This is a genomic window from Staphylococcus sp. HMSC065D05, from assembly GCF_001813195.1.
Lineage (GTDB): Bacteria > Bacillota > Bacilli > Staphylococcales > Staphylococcaceae > Staphylococcus > Staphylococcus epidermidis.
Genome location: NZ_KV811745.1, coordinates 1 through 21,312, shown reverse-complemented (window position 1 = coordinate 21,312; position 21,312 = coordinate 1). Strand labels below are relative to the sequence as shown.

The window sequence follows — 21,312 nt, the reverse complement described above, 5'->3', positions numbered from 1 at the left end:
TGAATTTATAAAATTGTAATAATTTTGATTGTACATCTATCATAGTAAAAAAGCGCTATTTTCTATATAATATAAATGTCTAAGTAAATAATTGGAGGACTATAAATGTTAAATAATGAATATAAGAATTCATCAATGAAGATCTTTTCGCTCAAAGGAAATGAACCTTTGGCACAAGAAGTAGCAGATCATGTAGGGATTGAATTAGGTAAATGTTCTGTAAAACGTTTTAGTGATGGAGAAATTCAAATAAATATTGAAGAAAGCATTCGTGGTTGTGATGTTTTTATTGTTCAACCAACTTCATACCCAGTCAATCTTCATTTAATGGAGTTACTTATTATGATTGATGCGTGTAAACGCGCGTCAGCAGCAAATATTAACATCGTAGTACCATACTATGGTTACGCTCGACAAGATAGAAAAGCCCGTAGTCGTGAACCTATTACTGCTAAATTAGTAGCTAATTTAATCGAAACAGCAGGTGCCAATCGTATGATTGCATTAGACTTACATGCACCTCAAATCCAAGGATTTTTCGATATTCCTATTGATCATTTAATGGGTGTTCCTATCCTTGCACAACACTTTGAGAATGATCCTGATATTAATCCAGAAGAATGTGTAGTTGTGTCCCCTGATCATGGTGGGGTAACGCGAGCACGTAAATTAGCCGACATTTTAAAAACTCCAATTGCGATTATCGACAAAAGACGTCCGAAACCTAACGTGGCAGAAGTTATGAACATTGTAGGTGATATTGAAGGACGTACTGCAATTATTATAGATGACATTATTGATACTGCAGGAACAATTACTTTAGCTGCCCAAGCCTTAAAAGATAAAGGTGCTAAAGAAGTCTATGCTTGTTGTACACATCCAGTGCTTTCTGGGCCAGCAAAAGAACGGATTGAAAACTCTGCAATCAAGCAACTTATAGTAACAAACTCAATTCAATTAGAAGAGAATAGAAAACCTAATAATACAAAAGAACTTTCTGTTGCTGGTTTAATTGCTAAAGCAATTATTCGTGTATACGAAAGAGAATCAGTAAGTGTATTATTTGACTAAAATTTACAATTGAATTTGACGTATCCTATATCAACATGTATAATACTAACGTTCGTAGAATTGCGAACAAATAAACACTTACAAGCAACAGTAACGTTGATGGGTAAGTGAGGAGCAGGTTAGACGCATCTAATGTCTAAACCTCGAAATTCGAAAGGTGGAAATACGAATGGCTTCATTAAAGTCAATCATTCGTCAAGGTAAACAAACACGTTCTGACCTAAAACAATTAAGAAACTCAGGTAAAGTACCTGCAGTTGTGTATGGTTACGGTACAAAAAATACTTCAGTTAAAGTTGATGAAGTTGAATTTATCAAAGTAATCCGTGAAGTAGGACGTAATGGTGTTATCGATTTAGGCGTAGGTTCTAAAACAATTAAAGTAATGGTTTCAGATTATCAATTTGACCCATTAAAAAACCAAATCACTCATATCGACTTTTTAGCAATCAACATGAGTGAAGAACGTACTGTTGAAGTACAAGTTCAATTAGTTGGTGAAGCTGTAGGGGCTAAAGAAGGCGGCGTAGTTGAACAACCATTATTCAACTTAGAAGTTACAGCTACACCTGAAAATATTCCTGAAACTATCGAAGTAGATATCAGTGAATTACAAGTTAATGACAGCTTAGCAGTTTCTGATATTAAAATCTCTGGTGATTTCACAATCGAAAATGATCCAGAAGATTCTATCGTAACAGTAGTTCCTCCAACAGATGAACCTTCTGAAGAAGAAGTTGAAGCTATGGAAGGCGAATCAGCAACTGAAGAACCTGAAGTTGTTGGTGAAGACAAAGAAGACGATGAAGAAGAAAATAAAGAAGACTAATCTTCGTGTCTCTTAAGTAGGTATTCTCATTAGTTGAGATTACAGATTTAAAGGCGAGCACTGTGCTTATGTTAATAAGCATAGTGCTTTTTGTGTTATTATAGGGAATGATTAATTATTTAAGACGGTTTTAGAGGTGGTTGACATATATCAGTGGTCAATCATTTTTACGTCCTTTATTTTAAAATAAACACAGCAATAGCATTTGAAAATATGTGAAGATACATAATATTAATAGTGGAGGTAACAATAATGAAATGCATTGTCGGTCTTGGCAACATTGGTAAACGTTTTGAATTAACAAGACATAATATTGGTTTCGAAGTTGTCGATGATATTCTAGAACGCCACCAATTTACTTTAGACAAACAAAAATTTAAAGGTGCATACACTATTGAACGTTTAAACGGCGAAAAGGTATTATTTATTGAGCCAATGACTATGATGAACTTATCTGGTCAAGCTGTAGCTCCTTTAATGGATTATTATAATGTCGATGTTGAAGATTTAATCGTTTTATATGACGATTTAGATTTAGAACAAGGACAAGTGCGTCTGCGCCAAAAGGGGAGTGCAGGCGGTCATAATGGTATGAAATCGATAATTAAAATGCTTGGTACAGATCAATTTAAACGTATTCGAATTGGTGTTGGCCGTCCAACAAATGGGATGTCTGTTCCGGACTATGTTTTACAAAAATTTTCAAAAGAAGAAATGATCATTATGGAAAAGGTAATTGAACATTCTGCAAAAGCTGTAGAATCTTTTATTGAAAGTTCTCGTTTTGATCATGTTATGAATGAATTTAATGGTGAAGTCAAGTGAAATCAATGATTGCAAATTACATTAGCGAAGATAAACGTTTTCAAGAATTAGATGAAGTCTTCGGCCAAGAGAATATTTTAGTTACGGGATTATCCCCGTCAGCGAAGGCAACAATTATTGCTGAAAAATATTTAAAAGATCATAAACAAATGCTACTCGTAACTAATAATTTATACCAAGCAGATAAAATCGAAACTGACATTTTACAATATGTAGATGACTCAGAAGTTTATAAATATCCTGTTCAAGATATAATGACTGAAGAGTTTTCTACTCAAAGTCCACAATTGATGAGTGAGCGTGTTAGAACGTTGACTGCGTTAGCCCAAGGCGAAAAAGGGTTATTTATTGTGCCTTTAAACGGATTTAAAAAATGGTTAACACCGGTTGATTTATGGAAAGATCATCAAATGACGATTAAAGTAGGCCAGGATATTGATGTTGATACGTTCTTAAATAAATTAGTTAATATGGGTTATCGTCGAGAAAGTGTAGTGTCACATATTGGTGAGTTTTCATTGCGTGGTGGAATTATAGATATATATCCATTGGTAGGAACACCTGTGAGAATAGAGCTATTTGATACTGAAGTAGATTCCATCAGAGACTTTGATGTAGAAACACAACGTTCTAACGATAATATAAATCAAGTTGAAATCACAACAGCCAGTGATTACATTATTACTGATGAAGTGATACAACACTTACAAAATGAACTTAAAAAAGCATATGAATATACACGCCCTAAAATTGAGAAGTCCGTACGTAATGATTTAAAAGAGACATATGAAAGTTTCAAGTTATTTGAATCTACCTTTTTTGATCATCAATTGTTACGACGTCTTGTTGCATTTATGTATGAAAAACCATCAACCCTTATTGATTATTTCCAAAAAAACGCGATTGTTGTAGTTGATGAGTTTAATCGTATTAAGGAAACAGAAGAAACACTCACTACAGAAGTTGAAGATTTTATGAGTAACTTAATTGAGAGTGGAAATGGATTTATCGGACAAGGATTTATGAAGTATGAAAGTTTTGACGCATTACTAGAGAAACATGCCGTTGCATATTTCACATTATTTACATCTTCGATGCAAGTGCCATTACAACATATTATTAAGTTCTCTTGTAAACCAGTTCAACAATTTTATGGTCAATATGACATTATGCGCTCGGAATTTCAAAGATACGTGCATCAAGATTACACTGTCGTAGTTCTTGTTGAAACTGAAACAAAAGTTGAACGTATTCAATCAATGCTTAACGAAATGCATATTCCAACAGTATCAAATATTCATGAAGATATTGATGGTGGTCAAGTTGTAGTAACGGAAGGTAGTCTTTCTGAAGGCTTTGAATTACCTTATATGCAGTTGGTAGTCATCACAGAAAGAGAATTATTTAAAACGAGACAAAAGAAACAACGTAAACGTACAAAAACGATTTCTAATGCTGAAAAAATAAAATCATATCAAGACTTAAATGTGGGCGATTATATTGTGCATGTGCATCATGGTGTCGGACGATACTTAGGTGTTGAAACACTAGAAGTTGGAGATACACATCGCGACTATATTAAATTGCAATATAAAGGAACCGATCAATTATTTGTTCCAGTTGATCAAATGGATCAAGTTCAAAAGTATGTGGCTTCTGAAGATAAGTCGCCTAGATTAAATAAATTAGGCGGGACAGAATGGAAAAAAACAAAGGCCAAAGTTCAACAAAGTGTTGAAGATATAGCTGATGAATTAATTGATTTGTATAAAGAACGTGAAATGTCTGTAGGTTACCAATACGGCCAAGATACTGCAGAGCAATCAGCATTTGAGCATGATTTTCCATATGAATTAACACCCGATCAAAGTAAATCAATCGATGAAATTAAAGGTGACATGGAAAAAGCAAGACCTATGGACCGCCTTCTTTGTGGTGATGTGGGATATGGTAAAACTGAAGTGGCTGTCCGTGCAGCGTTTAAAGCTGTCATGGATGGTAAGCAAGTTGCGTTTTTAGTACCAACAACGATTCTTGCACAACAACACTACGAAACACTCCTTGAACGTATGCAAGATTTTCCGGTCGAAATTCAATTGGTAAGTCGATTCCGCACAGCTAAAGAAATAAGGGAAACTAAAGAAGGGCTCGAATCAGGATATGTTGACATTGTCGTAGGTACACATAAATTATTAGGTAAAGATATTCAATATAAAGATTTAGGATTGCTTATTGTTGATGAAGAACAACGTTTTGGAGTACGACATAAAGAACGCATTAAAACTTTGAAAAAAAACGTTGATGTACTGACGCTTACTGCAACACCAATACCAAGAACATTGCATATGAGTATGTTAGGTGTACGTGACTTATCAGTGATTGAAACACCACCTGAAAATCGTTTTCCTGTACAAACTTATGTCTTAGAGCAGAATACGAACTTTATTAAAGAGGCATTAGAGCGTGAATTATCTCGCGATGGACAAGTATTTTATTTGTATAACAAAGTGCAGTCCATTTATGAAAAAAGAGAACAACTTCAAATGTTAATGCCTGACGCTAACATTGCTGTAGCACATGGCCAAATGACTGAACGCGATTTAGAGGAAACGATGTTAAGCTTTATTAATCATGAGTACGATATTTTAGTAACGACAACAATTATTGAAACAGGTGTAGACGTACCAAATGCTAATACGTTAATCATAGAAGAGGCCGATCGTTTTGGATTAAGCCAGCTATACCAATTAAGAGGGCGTGTAGGACGTTCAAGTAGAATCGGTTATGCTTATTTCTTACATCCAGCTAACAAAGTGTTAAATGAGACTGCTGAAGAGCGATTGCAAGCTATTAAGGAGTTTACCGAACTAGGTTCAGGTTTTAAAATCGCTATGCGAGATTTAAATATTCGTGGAGCAGGTAATTTACTCGGTAAGCAACAACATGGCTTTATTGATTCGGTTGGTTTCGATTTATACTCTCAAATGTTAGAAGAAGCTGTAAACGAAAAACGTGGAATTAAAGAAGAATCGCCGGATGCACCAGATATTGAAGTTGAATTGCATTTAGATGCTTATTTACCAGCTGAATATATACAAAGTGAACAGGCTAAAATTGAGATATACAAAAAACTTCGAAAAGTAGAAACAGAAGAACAACTTTTCGATGTCAAAGATGAATTAATAGATCGTTTTAATGATTATCCAATTGAAGTCGAACGATTATTAGATATTGTTGAAATCAAAGTCCACGCTCTACATGCGGGTGTCGAATTGATAAAAGACAAAGGCAAATCTATACAAATCATTTTATCACCTAAAGCGACTGAAGATATTAATGGAGAAGAATTGTTTAAACAGACGCAACCTCTTGGTAGAGCAATGAAAGTTGGCGTGCAAAATAATGCAATGAATGTAACGCTAACAAAATCAAAACAATGGTTAGATAGTTTGAAATTCTTAGTTAGATGTATTGAAGAAAGTATGGCGATTAAAGATGAAGACTAAGAGTGAGACGGCGTTTAACGGCGTCGTTATACTTACCTTAGCATTAATTATTGTGAAGATACTAAGTGCCATTTATCGCATTCCGTATCAAAATGTTTTAGGTGATGACGGTTTATATGCTTATCAACAAATATATCCTGTCGTAGCACTAGGGGTTATTTTATCTATGAATGCTATTCCAAGTGCTGTGACTCAAGTGATAGGTGTTAATCGATCCGATGAAGTCTATACAAGGGTTATGTTTCGATTACAATGCATAGGTTTTATCGTCTTTATTTTGCTTTTTATGTTTGCGAATATGATTACCCGATGGATGGGCGATTCTAATTTAGCACCCATGTTAAAGATGGCCAGTTTTAGTTTTATTTTAATAGGTGTCTTAGGAGTGTTAAGAGGATTTTATCAATCAAAACAAGTAATGACCATACCAGCAATTTCCCAGGTTATAGAACAGGTAATTAGAGTTAGTTTAATCATTGTTGCAATTATTATGTTTTCAATGAAACACTGGTCTATTTATCAAGCAGGAGCATTAGCTATATTGGCATCTTCGATTGGTTTTTTAGGTTCAATGTTATATTTATTACTTAAAAAACCACTTAAACTTAAGTTATGCTATCGCTTTAATAATACTTCCATTCAATGGAAGCAGTTGTTTATTTCCATATCCATATTTGCATTGAGTCAACTTATCGTTATTTTATGGCAAGTTGTGGATAGTTTTACAATAATACGTTTATTACAACATAGCGGTATTGCTTTTAAAGAAGCAATTATTCAAAAAGGCATTTATGATCGTGGTGCTTCATTTATACAAATGGGTTTGATTGTAACTACGACTTTTAGTTTCGTTCTTATCCCATTACTTACTCAAGCAATTCGTGAACATAATCAAATTCATATGAATCGTTATGCAAATGCATCAATTAAAATCACGGTAGTAATAAGTACAGCAGCTAGTATAGGATTAATTAATCTGCTTCCACTTATGAATGTTGTATTCTTTAAAAGTAATCATTTAACTCTAACTTTGAGTGTTTATATGTTTACAGTGATATGTGTTTCGTTAATAATGATGAATATCTCATTATTACAAGTTCAAACCAGTATTCGTCCCATTATTATGGGTGTGATAATAGGAATACTGTCCAAAATTATTTTAAATGTTATATTAATACCTTTTTGGGGTATCGTGGGTGCAAGTGTGAGTACAGTCTTATCACTACTACTTTTTGTCATAATATTGCAAGTTGCAGTCTTAAAGTACTACCGTTTTAATCGTATATCTTTATTTATCGTTAAACTTATTTTAGGTATGATAATTATGAGTATAGTTGTTCAAACTGTCATGCTTGCCTTACCTTCAAAAAGTAGGATGTTAGGATTACTAGAACTTATAGTTAGCTCAATTATAGGCATAGTGATTATAATGTTGTATATTATTATATTTAATGTATTAGGATACAAAGAAATAAAGCACTTACCTTTTGGAGACAAATTATATCAAATGAAGAGAGGAAGACGGTCATGACCCATACAATTACAATAGTTGGTTTAGGTAATTATGGCATTGATGAGTTACCTTTAGGTATCTATCGTTTTTTAGAAAAAGAGTCTAAAGTATATGCTAGAACCTTAAATCATCCTGTCATCAATACGCTAAAGAAAGAAATTGAATTCGAGAGTTTCGATAGTATTTATGAAGCACATGACCGTTTTGAAGATGTTTATGAAGCGATTGTCACATCACTAATAGAATTGGCACAATCTGAAGATATTGTTTATGCAGTTCCTGGTCATCCTAGAGTTGCTGAAACTACGACTGTAAAATTATTAGAGTATAGTCATTTTAATAAGGATATCTCTGTGAAGGTACTTGGAGGAAAAAGTTTTATTGATGACATTTTTGAAGCGGTTGATGTAGACCCCAATGATGGTTTTACACTGCTTGATGGTACGTCATTAAAAGAATCGGCCTTAAATGTTCGTACAAATACAGTAATTACTCAAGTTTATAGCGTAATGATAGCTGCCGATTTAAAACTTACTTTAATGGAAAGATATCCTGATGATTTTAATGTGAAAATAATTACTGGTTCTCATAGTGATGGAGCTCACGTAATTGAATGCCCACTTTATGAAATTGATCGCTACGACGATTATTTTAATAATCTTACAAGTTTATTTATTCCAAAAATCAATGAGGATACATTACTTTATCAAGATTTTGATTACGCAGTTCAAACTATTGATTTACTCGTTGATAATGAAAAAGGGTGTCCGTGGGATAAAGTACAAACTCACGACTCATTAAAACGGTATCTTTTAGAAGAAACGTTTGAATTATTTGAAGCCATTGATAATGAAGATGATTGGCATATGATAGAGGAATTAGGAGATATACTTTTACAAGTATTATTACATTCTAGTATAGGTAAAAAAGAAGGATATATTGATATCAAAGAAATTATAGAAAGTCTCAACACCAAGATGATTCATAGACATCCACATATCTTTGGTAATGCGCATGTAACTTCGCAAGAGGATTTAAAAGACATTTGGTCACGTGCTAAAGAAAAAGAAGGTAAAGTGCCTCGTGTTAAATTTGAGAAAGTATTTGCAGACCACTTCTTGAAATTGTATGATAAAACAAAAAATAGGCAATTTGACGAAGATGATCTCAAACAATTTTTACAACAAGGAGAGAAAAATTCATGAGATTAGATAAATATCTAAAAGTGTCACGATTAGTTAAACGACGTACATTAGCTAAAGAAATTAGCGACCAAGGTCGAGTGACTGTCAATGGAAATGTGGCAAAAGCAGGTACAGATATCAAAGAAAACGATGAACTCATTATTCGTTTTGGACAAAAATTAGTCACAGTTAAAGTAACAGGATTAAGCGACCATGCTACAAAAGAAAATGCAAAAGGTATGTATGATTTGATTAAAGAAGAACGTATTAATGAAGAGTGAAATGCTTAAGGAGGTGACAAGCAATGAATAAAAAAGTAGAACATATCGGTAACCAATATACGTCACAAGAAAATAAGAAAAAACAACGACAAAAAATGAAAATGCGTGTTGTACGTAGACGTATTGCTTTATTCGGAGGTATTCTTTTAGCGATTATCCTCATTCTACTTGTATTGCTTGTCATTCAAAGACATAATAACGATCAAGATGCAGTTGAAAGGAAAGAGAAAGAAACTGAGTTTCAAAAACAACAAGATGAAGAAATTGCTTTAAAAGAGAAACTTAATAATTTAAATGATAAAGACTATATCGAGAAAATAGCGAGAGACGATTATTATTTAAGTAATAAAGGTGAAGTCATTTTTAGATTACCTGATGATAAAAAATCCTCTCAGTCAAAGACTTCAAACGAAAAAGGCAATTAGAATAAAATAATATGATTATATCATTGTGAAATTACGTGAACAGGAATATAATAAGGATAAAATCGAATCTAACCAGGAGGATTTATTTAGAAAATGTCAATCGAAGTAGGAAACAAGCTTAAAGGTAAAATTACAGGTATCAAAAAGTTTGGTGCATTCGTAGAATTACCTGAAGGAAAAAGTGGTTTAGTTCATATCAGTGAAGTTGCCGACAATTATGTTGAAAATGTTGAAGACCACTTATCAGTAGGTGACGAAGTAGAAGTTAAAGTTTTATCAATCGCGGATGATGGTAAAATTAGTTTATCAATAAAAAAAGCTAAAGACCGCCCTCGTAAGCCTCGTCACAGTAAAGCTAATCACGGTAAACCAGTTCAAAAAACTGAAGACTTTGAGAAAAAATTAAGTAACTTCTTAAAAGATAGTGAAGATAAATTAACGTCAATTAAACGTCAAACCGAATCACGCAGAGGCGGTAAAGGTTCTAGACGTTAATATGATATAGATTAAACGACCGTTAATGTCAGAGTGATGATGTTTTTAGTACTTTGACAAATAGTGGGAAGACACTACGAAGATGTTTAGTCCTTGATTAAACATATGCAACATCCACATGGGGTGGGAGGTAGAATTCAATTATATTACTTTGAATTCTCTCCTACTCCTATTTTTGTTGATGTTGAGTAAGTCATATTACGTTATGGAAGACGGATTTAATTGTATCACGTAGAATTCAATTTAGTGGCATCATTTAAAGTAACGAGGTGAATAAATGAATATCAAAACAGATGGTTGGTCTAAAAAAGCACATATTGTTGTGGCTGTCTCAACAGGCATTGATAGTATGAGTTTATTATATAGCTTATTAAACGACTATCAACATACATATCGTAAATTAACATGTGTTCATGTTAACCACGGATTGCGTGAACAGTCATATGAAGAAGAAGCGTTTTTGAGAGAGTATTGCCATCAACATCATATTGACATTTATATAAAGCGTTTAGACTTAAGTGATATTGTAGCAGACGGTAATAGTATTCAACAAGAAGCGCGTCAACGTCGTTATGAATGGTTTGGAGATATCATAGCTCAATTAAGAGCAGATGTATTGTTAACAGCTCATCATCTTGATGATCAATTTGAAACGATTATATATCGTTTGTTTACAGGGAGATCAACACGTAATTCATTAGGTATGACATATGAGTCGTATTTTAATCAATACAAAGTGTATCGTCCTATGTTAAATTTAAAAAAAACTGAAATATTAGCGTATCAGTATGCGAACCAAATTCCATACTATGAGGACATGTCTAATCAAGATAGAAAATATGTTAGAAATGACATTAGACAACGCATCATACCTGCAATTAACGAGAACCCGCATTTAAACGCGCATCAGCTACTCAAACTTAAGGATTGGCATGATATTGAATTGCAATCGTTAAAAGAACAAGCTGAAACGTTCATCAATAACGAAGTTTCAAAAAGTAAATATTTAACCTATTCCTTTTCTAGAACTGCTTTTAATGAATTGAATGTGAATATCAAAAGCGTAGTTATGGATTTGTTATTCGAAAAATTAGATTGTCATTTAGCAATGCCACAACATGCTTATGACGAGTGGTTTGAACAGATTAGAAATGATAAATCTCAATTTAATATTCACGTAACAGATGAATGGATAATTCAAATTGCATATGATAAATTAATAATAATGGCTAAAAGTGAAATGGATCAATATATATTAGACCGTATATGTATTAGAAAGCCAGGTACATATGAATTTAATGATTATCAAATTGATATTCATCCTGACTTACCACAACAGTTATATCCGCTTACTGTGCGTGTCCGACAAAATGGAGATGTGTATAAATTAAATGGTCAAAAAGGTCATAAAAAAGTGAGTCGTTTATTTATCGATAAAAAAGTGACTCTTGCTGAACGTCAGCGCATCCCACTCATTATTAATCAAGAAAATGCAGTGTTAGCTATTGGCGATTTATATGTTAAAGAAAATTTTAAAGAATTTATTTTGATTTCGAATAATGGAGATGAATTATAATGCATAAGGATTTAAAGAATGTTTTGTTATCGGAAGAAGACATTCAAAATATTTGTAAAGAGATGGGAGCTATCATTACTGAGGATTATAAAGATCGCCCACTCGTTTGTGTTGGTATTTTGAAGGGATCAGTCATGTTTATGGCAGACTTAATTAAACGTATTGATACACATTTATCAATCGATTTTATGGATGTTTCAAGTTATCATGGTGGAACGGAATCGACTGGGGAAGTTCAAATATTGAAAGATTTAGGTGCTTCTATAGAAAATAAAGACGTACTTATAATTGAAGATATATTAGAAACTGGTACAACTTTAAAATCTATTACAGAGTTATTGCAATCACGTAAAGTTAACTCTTTAGAAATAGCTACATTATTAGATAAACCTAACCGTCGCAAAGCTGATATCGAAGCAAAATATGTTGGTAAAAAGATTCCAGATGAATTTGTAGTTGGTTATGGTTTAGATTATCGTGAGTTATATAGAAATCTGCCATACATAGGCACACTAAAAGCAGAAGTTTATTCTAAATAGATTTTAAAATTGGATCTGTATTAATTAATAAGTATGTTAGTATAATGAACTGTGCGTAGATTTAGTGTAGACTCAAAGTAACAATTCAAAAATGTTATGAATTGATTAAAACTATTAAGATAATTAATGTTAACAGATAGTAAACAAAGAATAATGCATTTTAAAATCGACAAAATTGTAGATGCAATACTAAAGTTGAAATACTAGCCTGAATATAAAGTGTTGTGTTACAATTTTTGTTAGTTTTATTATTGGAAGTAGGAGGAAATGACGCATGCAGAAAGCTTTTCGCAATGTGCTAGTTATCGCAATTATTGGCGTTATTATATTTGGCCTCTTTTCATTTTTAAATGGAAATGGGAATATGCCAAAACAACTTACATATACTCAGTTTGTTAATAAGTTGAATAAAGGCGATTTAAAAACTTTAGAAATTCAACCAGAGCAAAACGTATATATGGTAAGTGGTAAAACAAAAAAAGATGAAGATTACTCATCGACAATTTTATATAACAATGAAAAAGATTTACAAAAAATCACAGATACAGCTAAGAAACAAGATAATCTTAAATTTACAGTTAAAGAAGAAGAAAAACAAAGTGTATTCGTTAGTATTTTAACGACACTGATTCCTGTATTAATCATTGCATTATTATTTATTTTCTTCCTTAGCCAAGCCCAAGGTGGCGGCGGTGGTGGTCGTATGATGAACTTTGGAAAATCCAAAGCTAAGATGTACGACAGTAATAAACGTCGAGTTCGTTTCTCAGATGTAGCAGGAGCTGACGAAGAGAAACAAGAATTAATAGAAATTGTAGATTTCTTAAAAGATAACAAGAAATTTAAACAAATGGGTTCAAGAATTCCAAAAGGTGTCTTACTTGTTGGGCCTCCAGGTACAGGTAAAACATTATTAGCACGTGCGGTTGCAGGTGAAGCTGGTGCACCATTCTTCTCAATTAGTGGATCTGACTTCGTTGAGATGTTTGTTGGTGTTGGTGCGAGTCGTGTTCGTGATTTATTTGAAAATGCTAAGAAAAATGCCCCATGTATCATTTTTATTGATGAAATTGATGCTGTTGGACGTCAACGTGGTGCAGGTGTAGGTGGCGGTCATGATGAGCGTGAACAAACATTAAACCAACTATTAGTTGAGATGGATGGTTTTGGAGAAAATGAAGGTATTATTATGATTGCGGCTACAAACCGCCCAGATATCTTAGACCCTGCATTGTTACGTCCTGGTCGTTTTGATAGACAAATTCAAGTTGGACGACCAGATGTTAAAGGTCGTGAAGCAATTCTTCATGTGCATGCGAAAAATAAACCTCTTGATGAAACAGTAGATTTAAAAGCTATTTCTCAAAGAACGCCAGGTTTTTCTGGTGCAGACTTAGAAAACTTGCTAAATGAGGCATCTTTAATTGCAGCACGTGAGGGTAAAAATAAAATTGATATGCGCGATATTGAAGAAGCAACTGACCGTGTTATTGCAGGTCCAGCTAAAAAATCTCGTGTAATTTCTGAAAAAGAACGTAATATTGTAGCGCATCACGAAGCAGGTCATACTATCATCGGTATGGTGCTTGATGAAGCTGAAATTGTACACAAGGTAACAATTGTCCCTCGTGGACAAGCAGGCGGTTATGCAATGATGTTACCAAAACAAGATCGCTTCTTAATGACAGAACCAGAATTACTCGACAAAATATGTGGTTTATTAGGTGGACGAGTATCTGAGGATATTAACTTTGGTGAAGTATCAACAGGTGCTTCGAATGACTTTGAACGAGCAACGCAAATTGCAAGATCTATGGTTACAGAATATGGTATGAGTAAGAAATTAGGACCATTACAATTCTCAAGCAATAGTGGTGGACAAGTATTCCTTGGTAAAGATATGCAAGGTGAGCCGAATTATTCTGGTCAAATTGCTTATGAAATTGACAAAGAAGTTCAACGAATTGTTAAAGAGCAATATGAACGTTGTAAACAAATCTTGTTAGAACATGAAGAACAACTTAAGTTAATTGCTAAAACACTACTTTCAGAAGAAACATTAGTTGCAGAACAAATTCAATCATTATTCTATGATGGTGTTTTACCAGAAGTAGATTATGACTCTGCAAAAGTTGTGAAAAATGAAAATAGTGATTATAGTGATGGAAAGTATGGAAAATCATACAACGACATTCGTAAAGAACAGTTAGAAGATGACGATAAAGAAGATGATGACAACCATGAAAAAGATGAAGTAAACCAAGACAACACAGACAGAGAAGCTGATAATACTTCACATACGAATGAACCAGGTCATCAACAATCTCCGAACATCGATAAACCATACAATCCTAACGATCCAAATCATAGACAATAGTACAAGTTTTAGTAAGTCTCTTTTTGCTCACGTATGAATTGAGTGAAAAGGGACTTTTTTATGTATAGTTTATACCAATACATTTTTAAACTTTTGGTAAAAATATTGTTATCATCTCTCATGGTTATAATACTCAATAAACATGTATGAGCAATAGATTTCATATTAGCCAATAAGAGATGTATAATAACCAATCAGTATTAAAAAATAAAAAGTTTTAAATTATAGATTATTTTTAAAAAGGAGATTTAACAATGACACATGATTATATAGTGAGAGGTTTAGCATACGGTGGGGAAATAAGAGCATATGCTGCAATCACAACAGAGTCAGTACAAGAAGCACAAACACGTCATTATACATGGCCTACTGCTTCTGCCGCTATGGGAAGAACTATGACAGCTACTGTTATGATGGGTGCAATGTTAAAAGGAAATCAAAAGTTAACAGTTACTGTTGATGGCAAAGGTCCAATTGGCAGAATTATTGCTGACGCAGATGCTCAAGGAAATGTTCGTGCATATGTAGACCATCCACAAACGCATTTTCCACTCAACGATCAAGGTAAATTGGATGTACGGCGAGCAGTTGGTACTGATGGTTCCATTCAGGTTGTTAAAGATGTTGGAATGAAAGACTACTTTTCTGGTGCGAGTCCAATAGTATCAGGTGAGCTAGGAGATGATTTCACATACTACTATGCCACAAGTGAACAAACACCATCATCAGTAGGATTGGGTGTATTAGTTAATCCAGACAACTCAATCAAAGCAGCGGGAGGATTTATTATTCAAGTTATGCCAGGTGCTACTGATGAAACGGTGACTAAATTAGAAGAAGCCATTAGTCAAATGCAACCTGTATCGAAATTAATTGAGCAAGGACTTACACCTGAAGGAATATTAAATGAAATTTTGGGTGAAGGTAATGTTCAAATTTTAAATTCAACGTCAGCGCAATTTGAATGTAATTGTAGTCATGAGAAATTTTTAAATGCTATTAAAGGTTTAGGAGAGGCAGAAATTCATAGCATGATTAAAGAGGATCATGGAGCTGAAGCTGTATGTCACTTCTGTGGTAATAAATATCAGTATAGTGAAAGTGAATTAGAAGATTTATTAGAAACAATGAAATAGTTCAAAAAATGATGAGTTAATATAATTTATAAAACAAACTGGATATAAATTTTAAAAGTTATGCACTCAATTTTAATAGAAGTTAGTCATATAGTAATGTAAAAGTCGTCGAAAAGGAGGATTATTTGTTGTCCTCACTTTCGTTCGACTATCTTTTTTTACGTTTAACTTAATCTTTTGTAGGAAATGTCTTATAGTAAAGACCAAAGTAGTATATAGTTTTATTTATAGTAAGACTATACGGTTTGTCTTTTTAGAAAATTCTGATAGAATAAAGTTATATCCGATAAAAAAACTAAGTATTGATAAATTGTAAAACTAAAAGGAGTGTTTTGGATGGCACAAAAACCTGTAGATTATGTTACACAAATTATTGGGAATACACCTGTAGTCAAATTAAGAAACGTTGTTGATGATGATGCAGCTGATATTTATGTTAAGTTAGAATATCAAAATCCAGGTGGTTCGGTAAAAGATCGTATCGCTTTAGCGATGATTGAAAAAGCTGAGCGTGAAGGGAAAATTAAACCTGGTGATACAATCGTTGAGCCTACGAGTGGTAACACTGGTATAGGTCTAGCATTTGTATGTGCTGCCAAGGGGTACAAAGCAGTTTTTACAATGCCTGAAACAATGAGCCAAGAGCGCCGTAACTTATTAAAAGCTTATGGTGCTGAACTAGTATTAACACCAGGATCTGAAGCTATGAAAGGTGCAATAAAAAAAGCTAAAGAATTAAAAGAAGAGCACGGCTATTTTGAACCACAACAATTCGAAAATCCAGCAAATCCTGAAATTCATGAACTTACAACTGGACCAGAATTAGTTGAACAATTTGAAGGTCGACAAATTGATGCATTTTTAGCTGGTGTAGGAACTGGTGGTACGTTATCTGGTGTTGGTAAAGTATTGAAGAAAGAATATCCAAATGTGGAAATAGTAGCTATTGAACCTGAAGCTTCTCCAGTATTAAGCGGTGGTGAACCAGGCCCTCATAAATTACAAGGATTGGGAGCAGGTTTCGTACCTGATACTTTAAATACAGAAGTTTATGACAGCATCATCAAAGTAGGTAATGATACTGCTATGGATATGGCACGTCGTGTTGCTAGAGAAGAAGGTATATTAGCAGGTATTTCATCTGGTGCTGCAATATATGCTGCTATTCAAAAAGCAAAAGAATTAGGTAAAGGTAAAACAGTTGTAACAGTATTACCAAGTAATGGGGAACGTTACTTATCAACACCATTATATTCATTTGATAATTAAAAACTAAACTAAAAATCATTTTGGACGAAGATTTGTTTCTAAAGTTTTAAAATAGCGTGTATTTCACGTTGATTTTTCAACTTTTTATAAAATAAATCTTCGTTTTTTATTTAATCAGACCAACCAATATTGTAGCTTCTATCTAAAATCGGCTACCTTTTTTTAATATGCCGATAATATATACTCAAAACTTATTGAAATGAATGATATCATGAAGTAGCAGATGTGTTTAGTAATGTAGTTATTATTGAAAATTAAAAAAATCTAAGAGTATATTATTGAAAAAGGTGAAATTATGATTAAAACAAAAATAATGGGGATATTAAATGTGACACCTGACTCATTTTCTGACGGAGGACAGTACCACTCAGTTGATCAAGCTGTGAAGCGTGCTAAAGAGATGATAGATGAAGGTGTAGACATCATAGACGTTGGAGGTGTCTCAACACGACCAGGTCATAAAGAAGTATCGCATAAAGAAGTATCGCTTAAAGAAGAAATGAATCGTGTATTGCCTGTGGTTGAGTCTATCGTTAAATATGATGTGCAAATTTCGGTTGATACATTTCGAAGTGAAGTTGCGGAAGCTTGTCTTAAACTTGGTGTTTCAATGATTAATGATCAGTGGGCAGGCCTATTTGATTCGAATATGTTTAATGTGGTATCTCAATACGGTGCTGAAATTGTACTTATGCATAATGGTGACGGTCATAGAGATAAACCTGTTGTTGAAGAGATGCTTGTATCATTACTTGCGCAAGCGAATAAGGCTGAACTAGCCGGTATACCACATAATAAAATCTGGTTAGATCCTGGAATAGGTTTTGCTAAAACACGAGAAGAAGGAAATGAAGTAATGGCAAGATTAGATGAATTAGTAGCGACCGAATATCCAGTTTTACTTGCAACAAGTCGAAAAAGATACATTAAAGAAATGATGAATCAAGATTCTTCTCCTTCAGATAGAGATGAGGCAACTGCAGCTACAACGGCTTATGGTATAATGAAAGGCGTTCGTGGGGTTCGAGTTCATAATGTATTATTAAATACGCGACTAGCCCAAAGTATGGATTTTCTAAAGGAGAATGAATATGAATGACATCATCTTTCTTAATGGAATGCGTTTTTATGGTTATCATGGAGTATTAGCTGCAGAAAATGATATTGGACAAATTTTTGTTGTTGATATTACTTTAAAGGTTGATCTTAGTTATGCAGGTCAATCAGATGATGTAAAAGATACTGTAAATTATGGAGAGGTTTATAAAGATGTAAAGTCTATTGTTGAAGGGCCACGTTCATGCTTAATTGAGCATCTGGCTGAACGTATTGCAAAACATATAAATTCACACTATAATCGTGTAATGGAAACGAAAGTTAGAATCACTAAAGAAAACCCACCTATTCCTGGTCATTACGATGGTGTTGGGATTGAAATAGTGAGGGAGAATGACTAAATGGTTAAAGCTTATTTAGGATTAGGGAGCAATATTGGAAATAGAGAACTACAACTCAATGAGGCTATTAAAATACTTCATGACTATCAAGGTATTCAAGTAACTCAAGTTTCTCATATTTATGAGACTGAACCAGTGGGATATACTAATCAACCGAAATTCTTAAACTTGTGCATTGAGATAGAGACTGAATTGAATCCACAATCTTTGTTAAAATGTTGTTTAACAACGGAACAACAACTTCATCGTAAAAGAGAAATACGTTGGGGGCCTAGAACTTTAGATATAGATATACTACTGTTTGGTGATCAAATTATTGAACAAGATAATTTATCAGTGCCGCACCCTAGAATGAAAGAACGTTCGTTTGTTCTTATCCCATTAAATGATATAGCTACTAACCAAATAGAACCGATCTCTAATAAAAGTATCGGGCAACTAGTAGTAACTGATAATAGCGTGAAAAAATATAAGGATTAATAAAGTATAGTAATATGGTTTTAAAACTTAAATGAAACTTTTAATGAAAGAAATTCATATATTGCTAATCAATAAGTTTATAAAGCTTGCAACTATTCGATGAAAATATAAATTACTTTATTACATTTTGATGGTCTTGTAGAATAATAAAGTGAGCATATTTGCTTTGATTAGATGCAATATCAACCTTCATGGAATAACAATACATATGAAGATAAGAAGGAAATAATGAAAGGCTTAAATATAAATTAAAACTGATTGGGAAACAATATATAGCTCCTAAAGTTTTCAACAGAAAGACATGGAACAATAAATTGATAAATCAAAGTTCAAAGGAGAGAATTTTATGTCAGAAGAAATGAACGACCAAATGCAAGTTCGTCGTCAAAAATTACAAGAATTAATTGATTTAGGGATTGATCCTTTTGGTCATCGATTCGATCGCTCATCTACTTCAAGTGAGTTAAAAGAACAGTGGGACCAATTCTCTAAGGAAGAATTGCATGAAAAAGAAGACGAAAGCCACGTGTCAATTGCAGGTCGTCTTATGACTAAACGTGGTAAAGGTAAAGCGGGATTTGCACATATTCAAGACTTGAAAGGCCAAATTCAAATTTATGTAAGAAAAGATCAAGTTGGAGATGATCAATTTAACATTTGGAAAATGGCTGACTTAGGTGACATTATAGGTGTTGAAGGTGTCATGTTTAAAACTAATACGGGCGAGATTTCTGTCAAAGCTAAGTCGTTTACTTTACTATCCAAATCATTACGACCTTTACCTGATAAGTTCCATGGTTTACAAGATATAGAACAAAGATATCGACAACGTTATTTAGATTTAATTACAAATGAAGATAGTACGCAAACGTTTATTAATCGTAGTAAAATAATTCAAGAAATGAGAAACTATTTAAATAAACAAGGATTCTTGGAAGTAGAAACACCAATGATGCACCAAATTGCTGGAGGTGCTGCTGCACGACCATTTGTTACGCATCATAACGCTTTAGATGCTACTCTTTATATGCGTATAGCTATAGAACTACATTTGAAAAGATTAATTGTCGGAGGTCTTGAAAAAGTCTACGAGATAGGCAGAGTCTTTCGTAATGAAGGTGTGTCTACAAGACATAACCCTGAATTTACAATGATTGAATTGTATGAAGCTTATGCTGATTATCATGATATAATGGATTTAACTGAAAATATGGTCAGACATATTGCTCAAGAAGTTTTTGGGTCAGCTAAAGTACAATATAATGGTGAAGAAATTGACTTAGAATCTTCATGGAAACGACTTCACATTGTTGATGCTGTTAAAGAAGCTACCGGTGTAGATTTTTATAATGTTAATTCTGATGAAGAAGCGATTAGATTAGCAAAAGAACATGATATTGAAATTACTGAAAATATGAAATATGGCCATATATTAAATGAATTTTTTGAACAGAAAGTTGAAGAAACACTTATTCAACCAACGTTTATTTATGGACACCCTATTGAAATTTCACCGTTAGCAAAGAAAAATCCAAATGATGAAAGATTTACTGATCGTTTTGAATTATTTATTGTAGGAAGAGAGCATGCAAATGCCTTCACGGAATTAAACGACCCGATTGATCAACGTCAACGTTTTGAAGCGCAACTTGTTGAAAAAGAACAAGGAAATGATGAAGCGCATGATATGGATGAAGATTACATCGAAGCATTAGAGTACGGAATGCCTCCAACTGGTGGTCTAGGTATCGGTATCGACAGATTAGTAATGCTATTAACTGATTCACCGTCAATTAGAGACGTATTACTATTCCCATACATGAGACAAAAATAGATTATATTAGTGATAATTGTTTAAAATTACAAACCATCATAATGTTTACAAATTTAATTGTATTGATTATGTTTTGGCGCTGCCTTCTTAATATTTAAAGGCAGCGCCTATTTTTCTAGCTTGAAATTATACCCGTGAAAAATTACGGATTAAACTCGATTAAGAATACATATAAGGAGAAAGATGTATAAAGTTATAAATAGAGGATTATATAACAAAATTGCTAAAATAGTCATATAGCAATCAAAACTAATATATGCTAGAATATTTGAAGTGAAAAGAGAGAATTTCTCTATTTGATACAAAAAATATCAAAATAGCATAAAAAGTGTTGACATATATTGATAAGTGAAGTAACATATAAAAGTCGTCAAAAACGAGAACGATATGTTATGCAATTGCAAAGAAAATTTTAACAAAGTGTAAAATTAACTGTTGCATTAGCTTTTAAAAGTGTGTATCATTAAATAAGTAAGTTAATTTTGTCTGGTGACAATGGCAAGGAGGTCACACCT

The 21,312-nt window shown here is 33.2% G+C and carries 18 protein-coding genes; all 18 read left to right on the top strand.

What is annotated here, in order from left to right; genetic code table 11:
• The first annotated feature begins 105 nt into the window (after positions 1–105).
• The 18 genes from HMPREF2897_RS04845 (at position 106) to lysS (ending at position 20,797) form a co-directional block, all read left to right on the top strand.
• Positions 106–1,071 (top strand): ribose-phosphate diphosphokinase, encoded by a 966-nt coding sequence (locus HMPREF2897_RS04845; protein ID WP_001832233.1) that lies wholly within the window; start codon positions 106–108, stop codon positions 1,069–1,071.
• A 169-nt stretch (positions 1,072–1,240) separates the two neighbouring features.
• Entirely contained in the window at positions 1,241–1,900 is a 660-nt protein-coding gene (locus HMPREF2897_RS04840; RefSeq protein WP_002475375.1) for a 50S ribosomal protein L25/general stress protein Ctc, read from the top strand.
• A gap of 252 nt (positions 1,901–2,152) precedes the next feature.
• Positions 2,153–2,725 carry an aminoacyl-tRNA hydrolase gene (gene pth / locus HMPREF2897_RS04835; protein ID WP_002497191.1) on the top strand — a complete coding sequence of 191 codons (573 nt, stop codon included), beginning with the start codon at positions 2,153–2,155 and terminating at the stop codon, positions 2,723–2,725.
• A 5-nt stretch (positions 2,726–2,730) separates the two neighbouring features.
• Positions 2,731–6,231: a transcription-repair coupling factor gene (mfd, locus tag HMPREF2897_RS04830; protein WP_002490925.1), complete on the top strand. Its 3,501-nt coding sequence runs from the start codon at positions 2,731–2,733 to the stop codon at positions 6,229–6,231.
• Complete coding sequence (locus tag HMPREF2897_RS04825; protein WP_002457103.1) at positions 6,221–7,762, top strand: polysaccharide biosynthesis protein; 1,542 nt, start codon at positions 6,221–6,223, stop codon at positions 7,760–7,762. Before mfd ends, HMPREF2897_RS04825 begins: the two co-directional genes overlap by 11 nt.
• The gene (locus HMPREF2897_RS04820; RefSeq protein ID WP_001832236.1) at positions 7,759–8,949 is read left to right on the top strand and encodes a MazG nucleotide pyrophosphohydrolase domain-containing protein; all 1,191 of its coding nucleotides are present in this window, start codon (positions 7,759–7,761) and stop codon (positions 8,947–8,949) included. Before HMPREF2897_RS04825 ends, HMPREF2897_RS04820 begins: the two co-directional genes overlap by 4 nt.
• A complete protein-coding gene (locus HMPREF2897_RS04815) occupies positions 8,946–9,209 on the top strand; it encodes an RNA-binding S4 domain-containing protein (protein WP_002447891.1) in 264 nt (87 codons plus the stop codon). The genes HMPREF2897_RS04820 and HMPREF2897_RS04815 overlap by 4 nt, the downstream gene beginning before the upstream one ends.
• Before the next feature lie 23 nt (positions 9,210–9,232).
• The gene (divIC, locus tag HMPREF2897_RS04810; RefSeq protein WP_001832241.1) at positions 9,233–9,634 is read left to right on the top strand and encodes a cell division protein DivIC; all 402 of its coding nucleotides are present in this window, start codon (positions 9,233–9,235) and stop codon (positions 9,632–9,634) included.
• 93 nt (positions 9,635–9,727) lie between these two features.
• Positions 9,728–10,129, top strand: a complete 402-nt coding sequence (locus HMPREF2897_RS04805) for a S1 domain-containing RNA-binding protein (protein ID WP_002457104.1) — start codon at positions 9,728–9,730, stop codon at positions 10,127–10,129.
• Between the two features lie 277 nt (positions 10,130–10,406).
• Positions 10,407–11,705 carry a tRNA lysidine(34) synthetase TilS gene (tilS, locus tag HMPREF2897_RS04800; protein ID WP_002447894.1) on the top strand — a complete coding sequence of 433 codons (1,299 nt, stop codon included), beginning with the start codon at positions 10,407–10,409 and terminating at the stop codon, positions 11,703–11,705.
• Complete coding sequence (hpt, locus tag HMPREF2897_RS04795; protein WP_001832216.1) at positions 11,705–12,244, top strand: hypoxanthine phosphoribosyltransferase; 540 nt, start codon at positions 11,705–11,707, stop codon at positions 12,242–12,244. Before tilS ends, hpt begins: the two co-directional genes overlap by 1 nt.
• Before the next feature lie 274 nt (positions 12,245–12,518).
• The gene (gene ftsH, locus HMPREF2897_RS04790) at positions 12,519–14,621 is read left to right on the top strand and encodes an ATP-dependent zinc metalloprotease FtsH (protein ID WP_001832199.1); all 2,103 of its coding nucleotides are present in this window, start codon (positions 12,519–12,521) and stop codon (positions 14,619–14,621) included.
• Between the two features lie 254 nt (positions 14,622–14,875).
• Complete coding sequence (hslO, locus tag HMPREF2897_RS04785; RefSeq protein WP_001832190.1) at positions 14,876–15,757, top strand: Hsp33 family molecular chaperone HslO; 882 nt, start codon at positions 14,876–14,878, stop codon at positions 15,755–15,757.
• 336 nt (positions 15,758–16,093) lie between these two features.
• The gene (cysK, locus tag HMPREF2897_RS04780; protein ID WP_001832242.1) at positions 16,094–17,026 is read left to right on the top strand and encodes a cysteine synthase A; all 933 of its coding nucleotides are present in this window, start codon (positions 16,094–16,096) and stop codon (positions 17,024–17,026) included.
• A gap of 295 nt (positions 17,027–17,321) precedes the next feature.
• Positions 17,322–18,125: a dihydropteroate synthase gene (gene folP / locus HMPREF2897_RS04775; RefSeq protein WP_070592752.1), complete on the top strand. Its 804-nt coding sequence runs from the start codon at positions 17,322–17,324 to the stop codon at positions 18,123–18,125.
• A complete protein-coding gene (gene folB, locus HMPREF2897_RS04770; protein ID WP_001832204.1) occupies positions 18,118–18,483 on the top strand; it encodes a dihydroneopterin aldolase in 366 nt (121 codons plus the stop codon). The genes folP and folB overlap by 8 nt, the downstream gene beginning before the upstream one ends.
• Positions 18,484–18,963 carry a 2-amino-4-hydroxy-6-hydroxymethyldihydropteridine diphosphokinase gene (folK, locus tag HMPREF2897_RS04765; RefSeq protein ID WP_070592751.1) on the top strand — a complete coding sequence of 160 codons (480 nt, stop codon included), beginning with the start codon at positions 18,484–18,486 and terminating at the stop codon, positions 18,961–18,963.
• 346 nt (positions 18,964–19,309) lie between these two features.
• Positions 19,310–20,797 (top strand): lysine--tRNA ligase, encoded by a 1,488-nt coding sequence (gene lysS / locus HMPREF2897_RS04760; RefSeq protein ID WP_002458687.1) that lies wholly within the window; start codon positions 19,310–19,312, stop codon positions 20,795–20,797.
• The last annotated feature ends 515 nt before the right edge of the window (positions 20,798–21,312 follow it).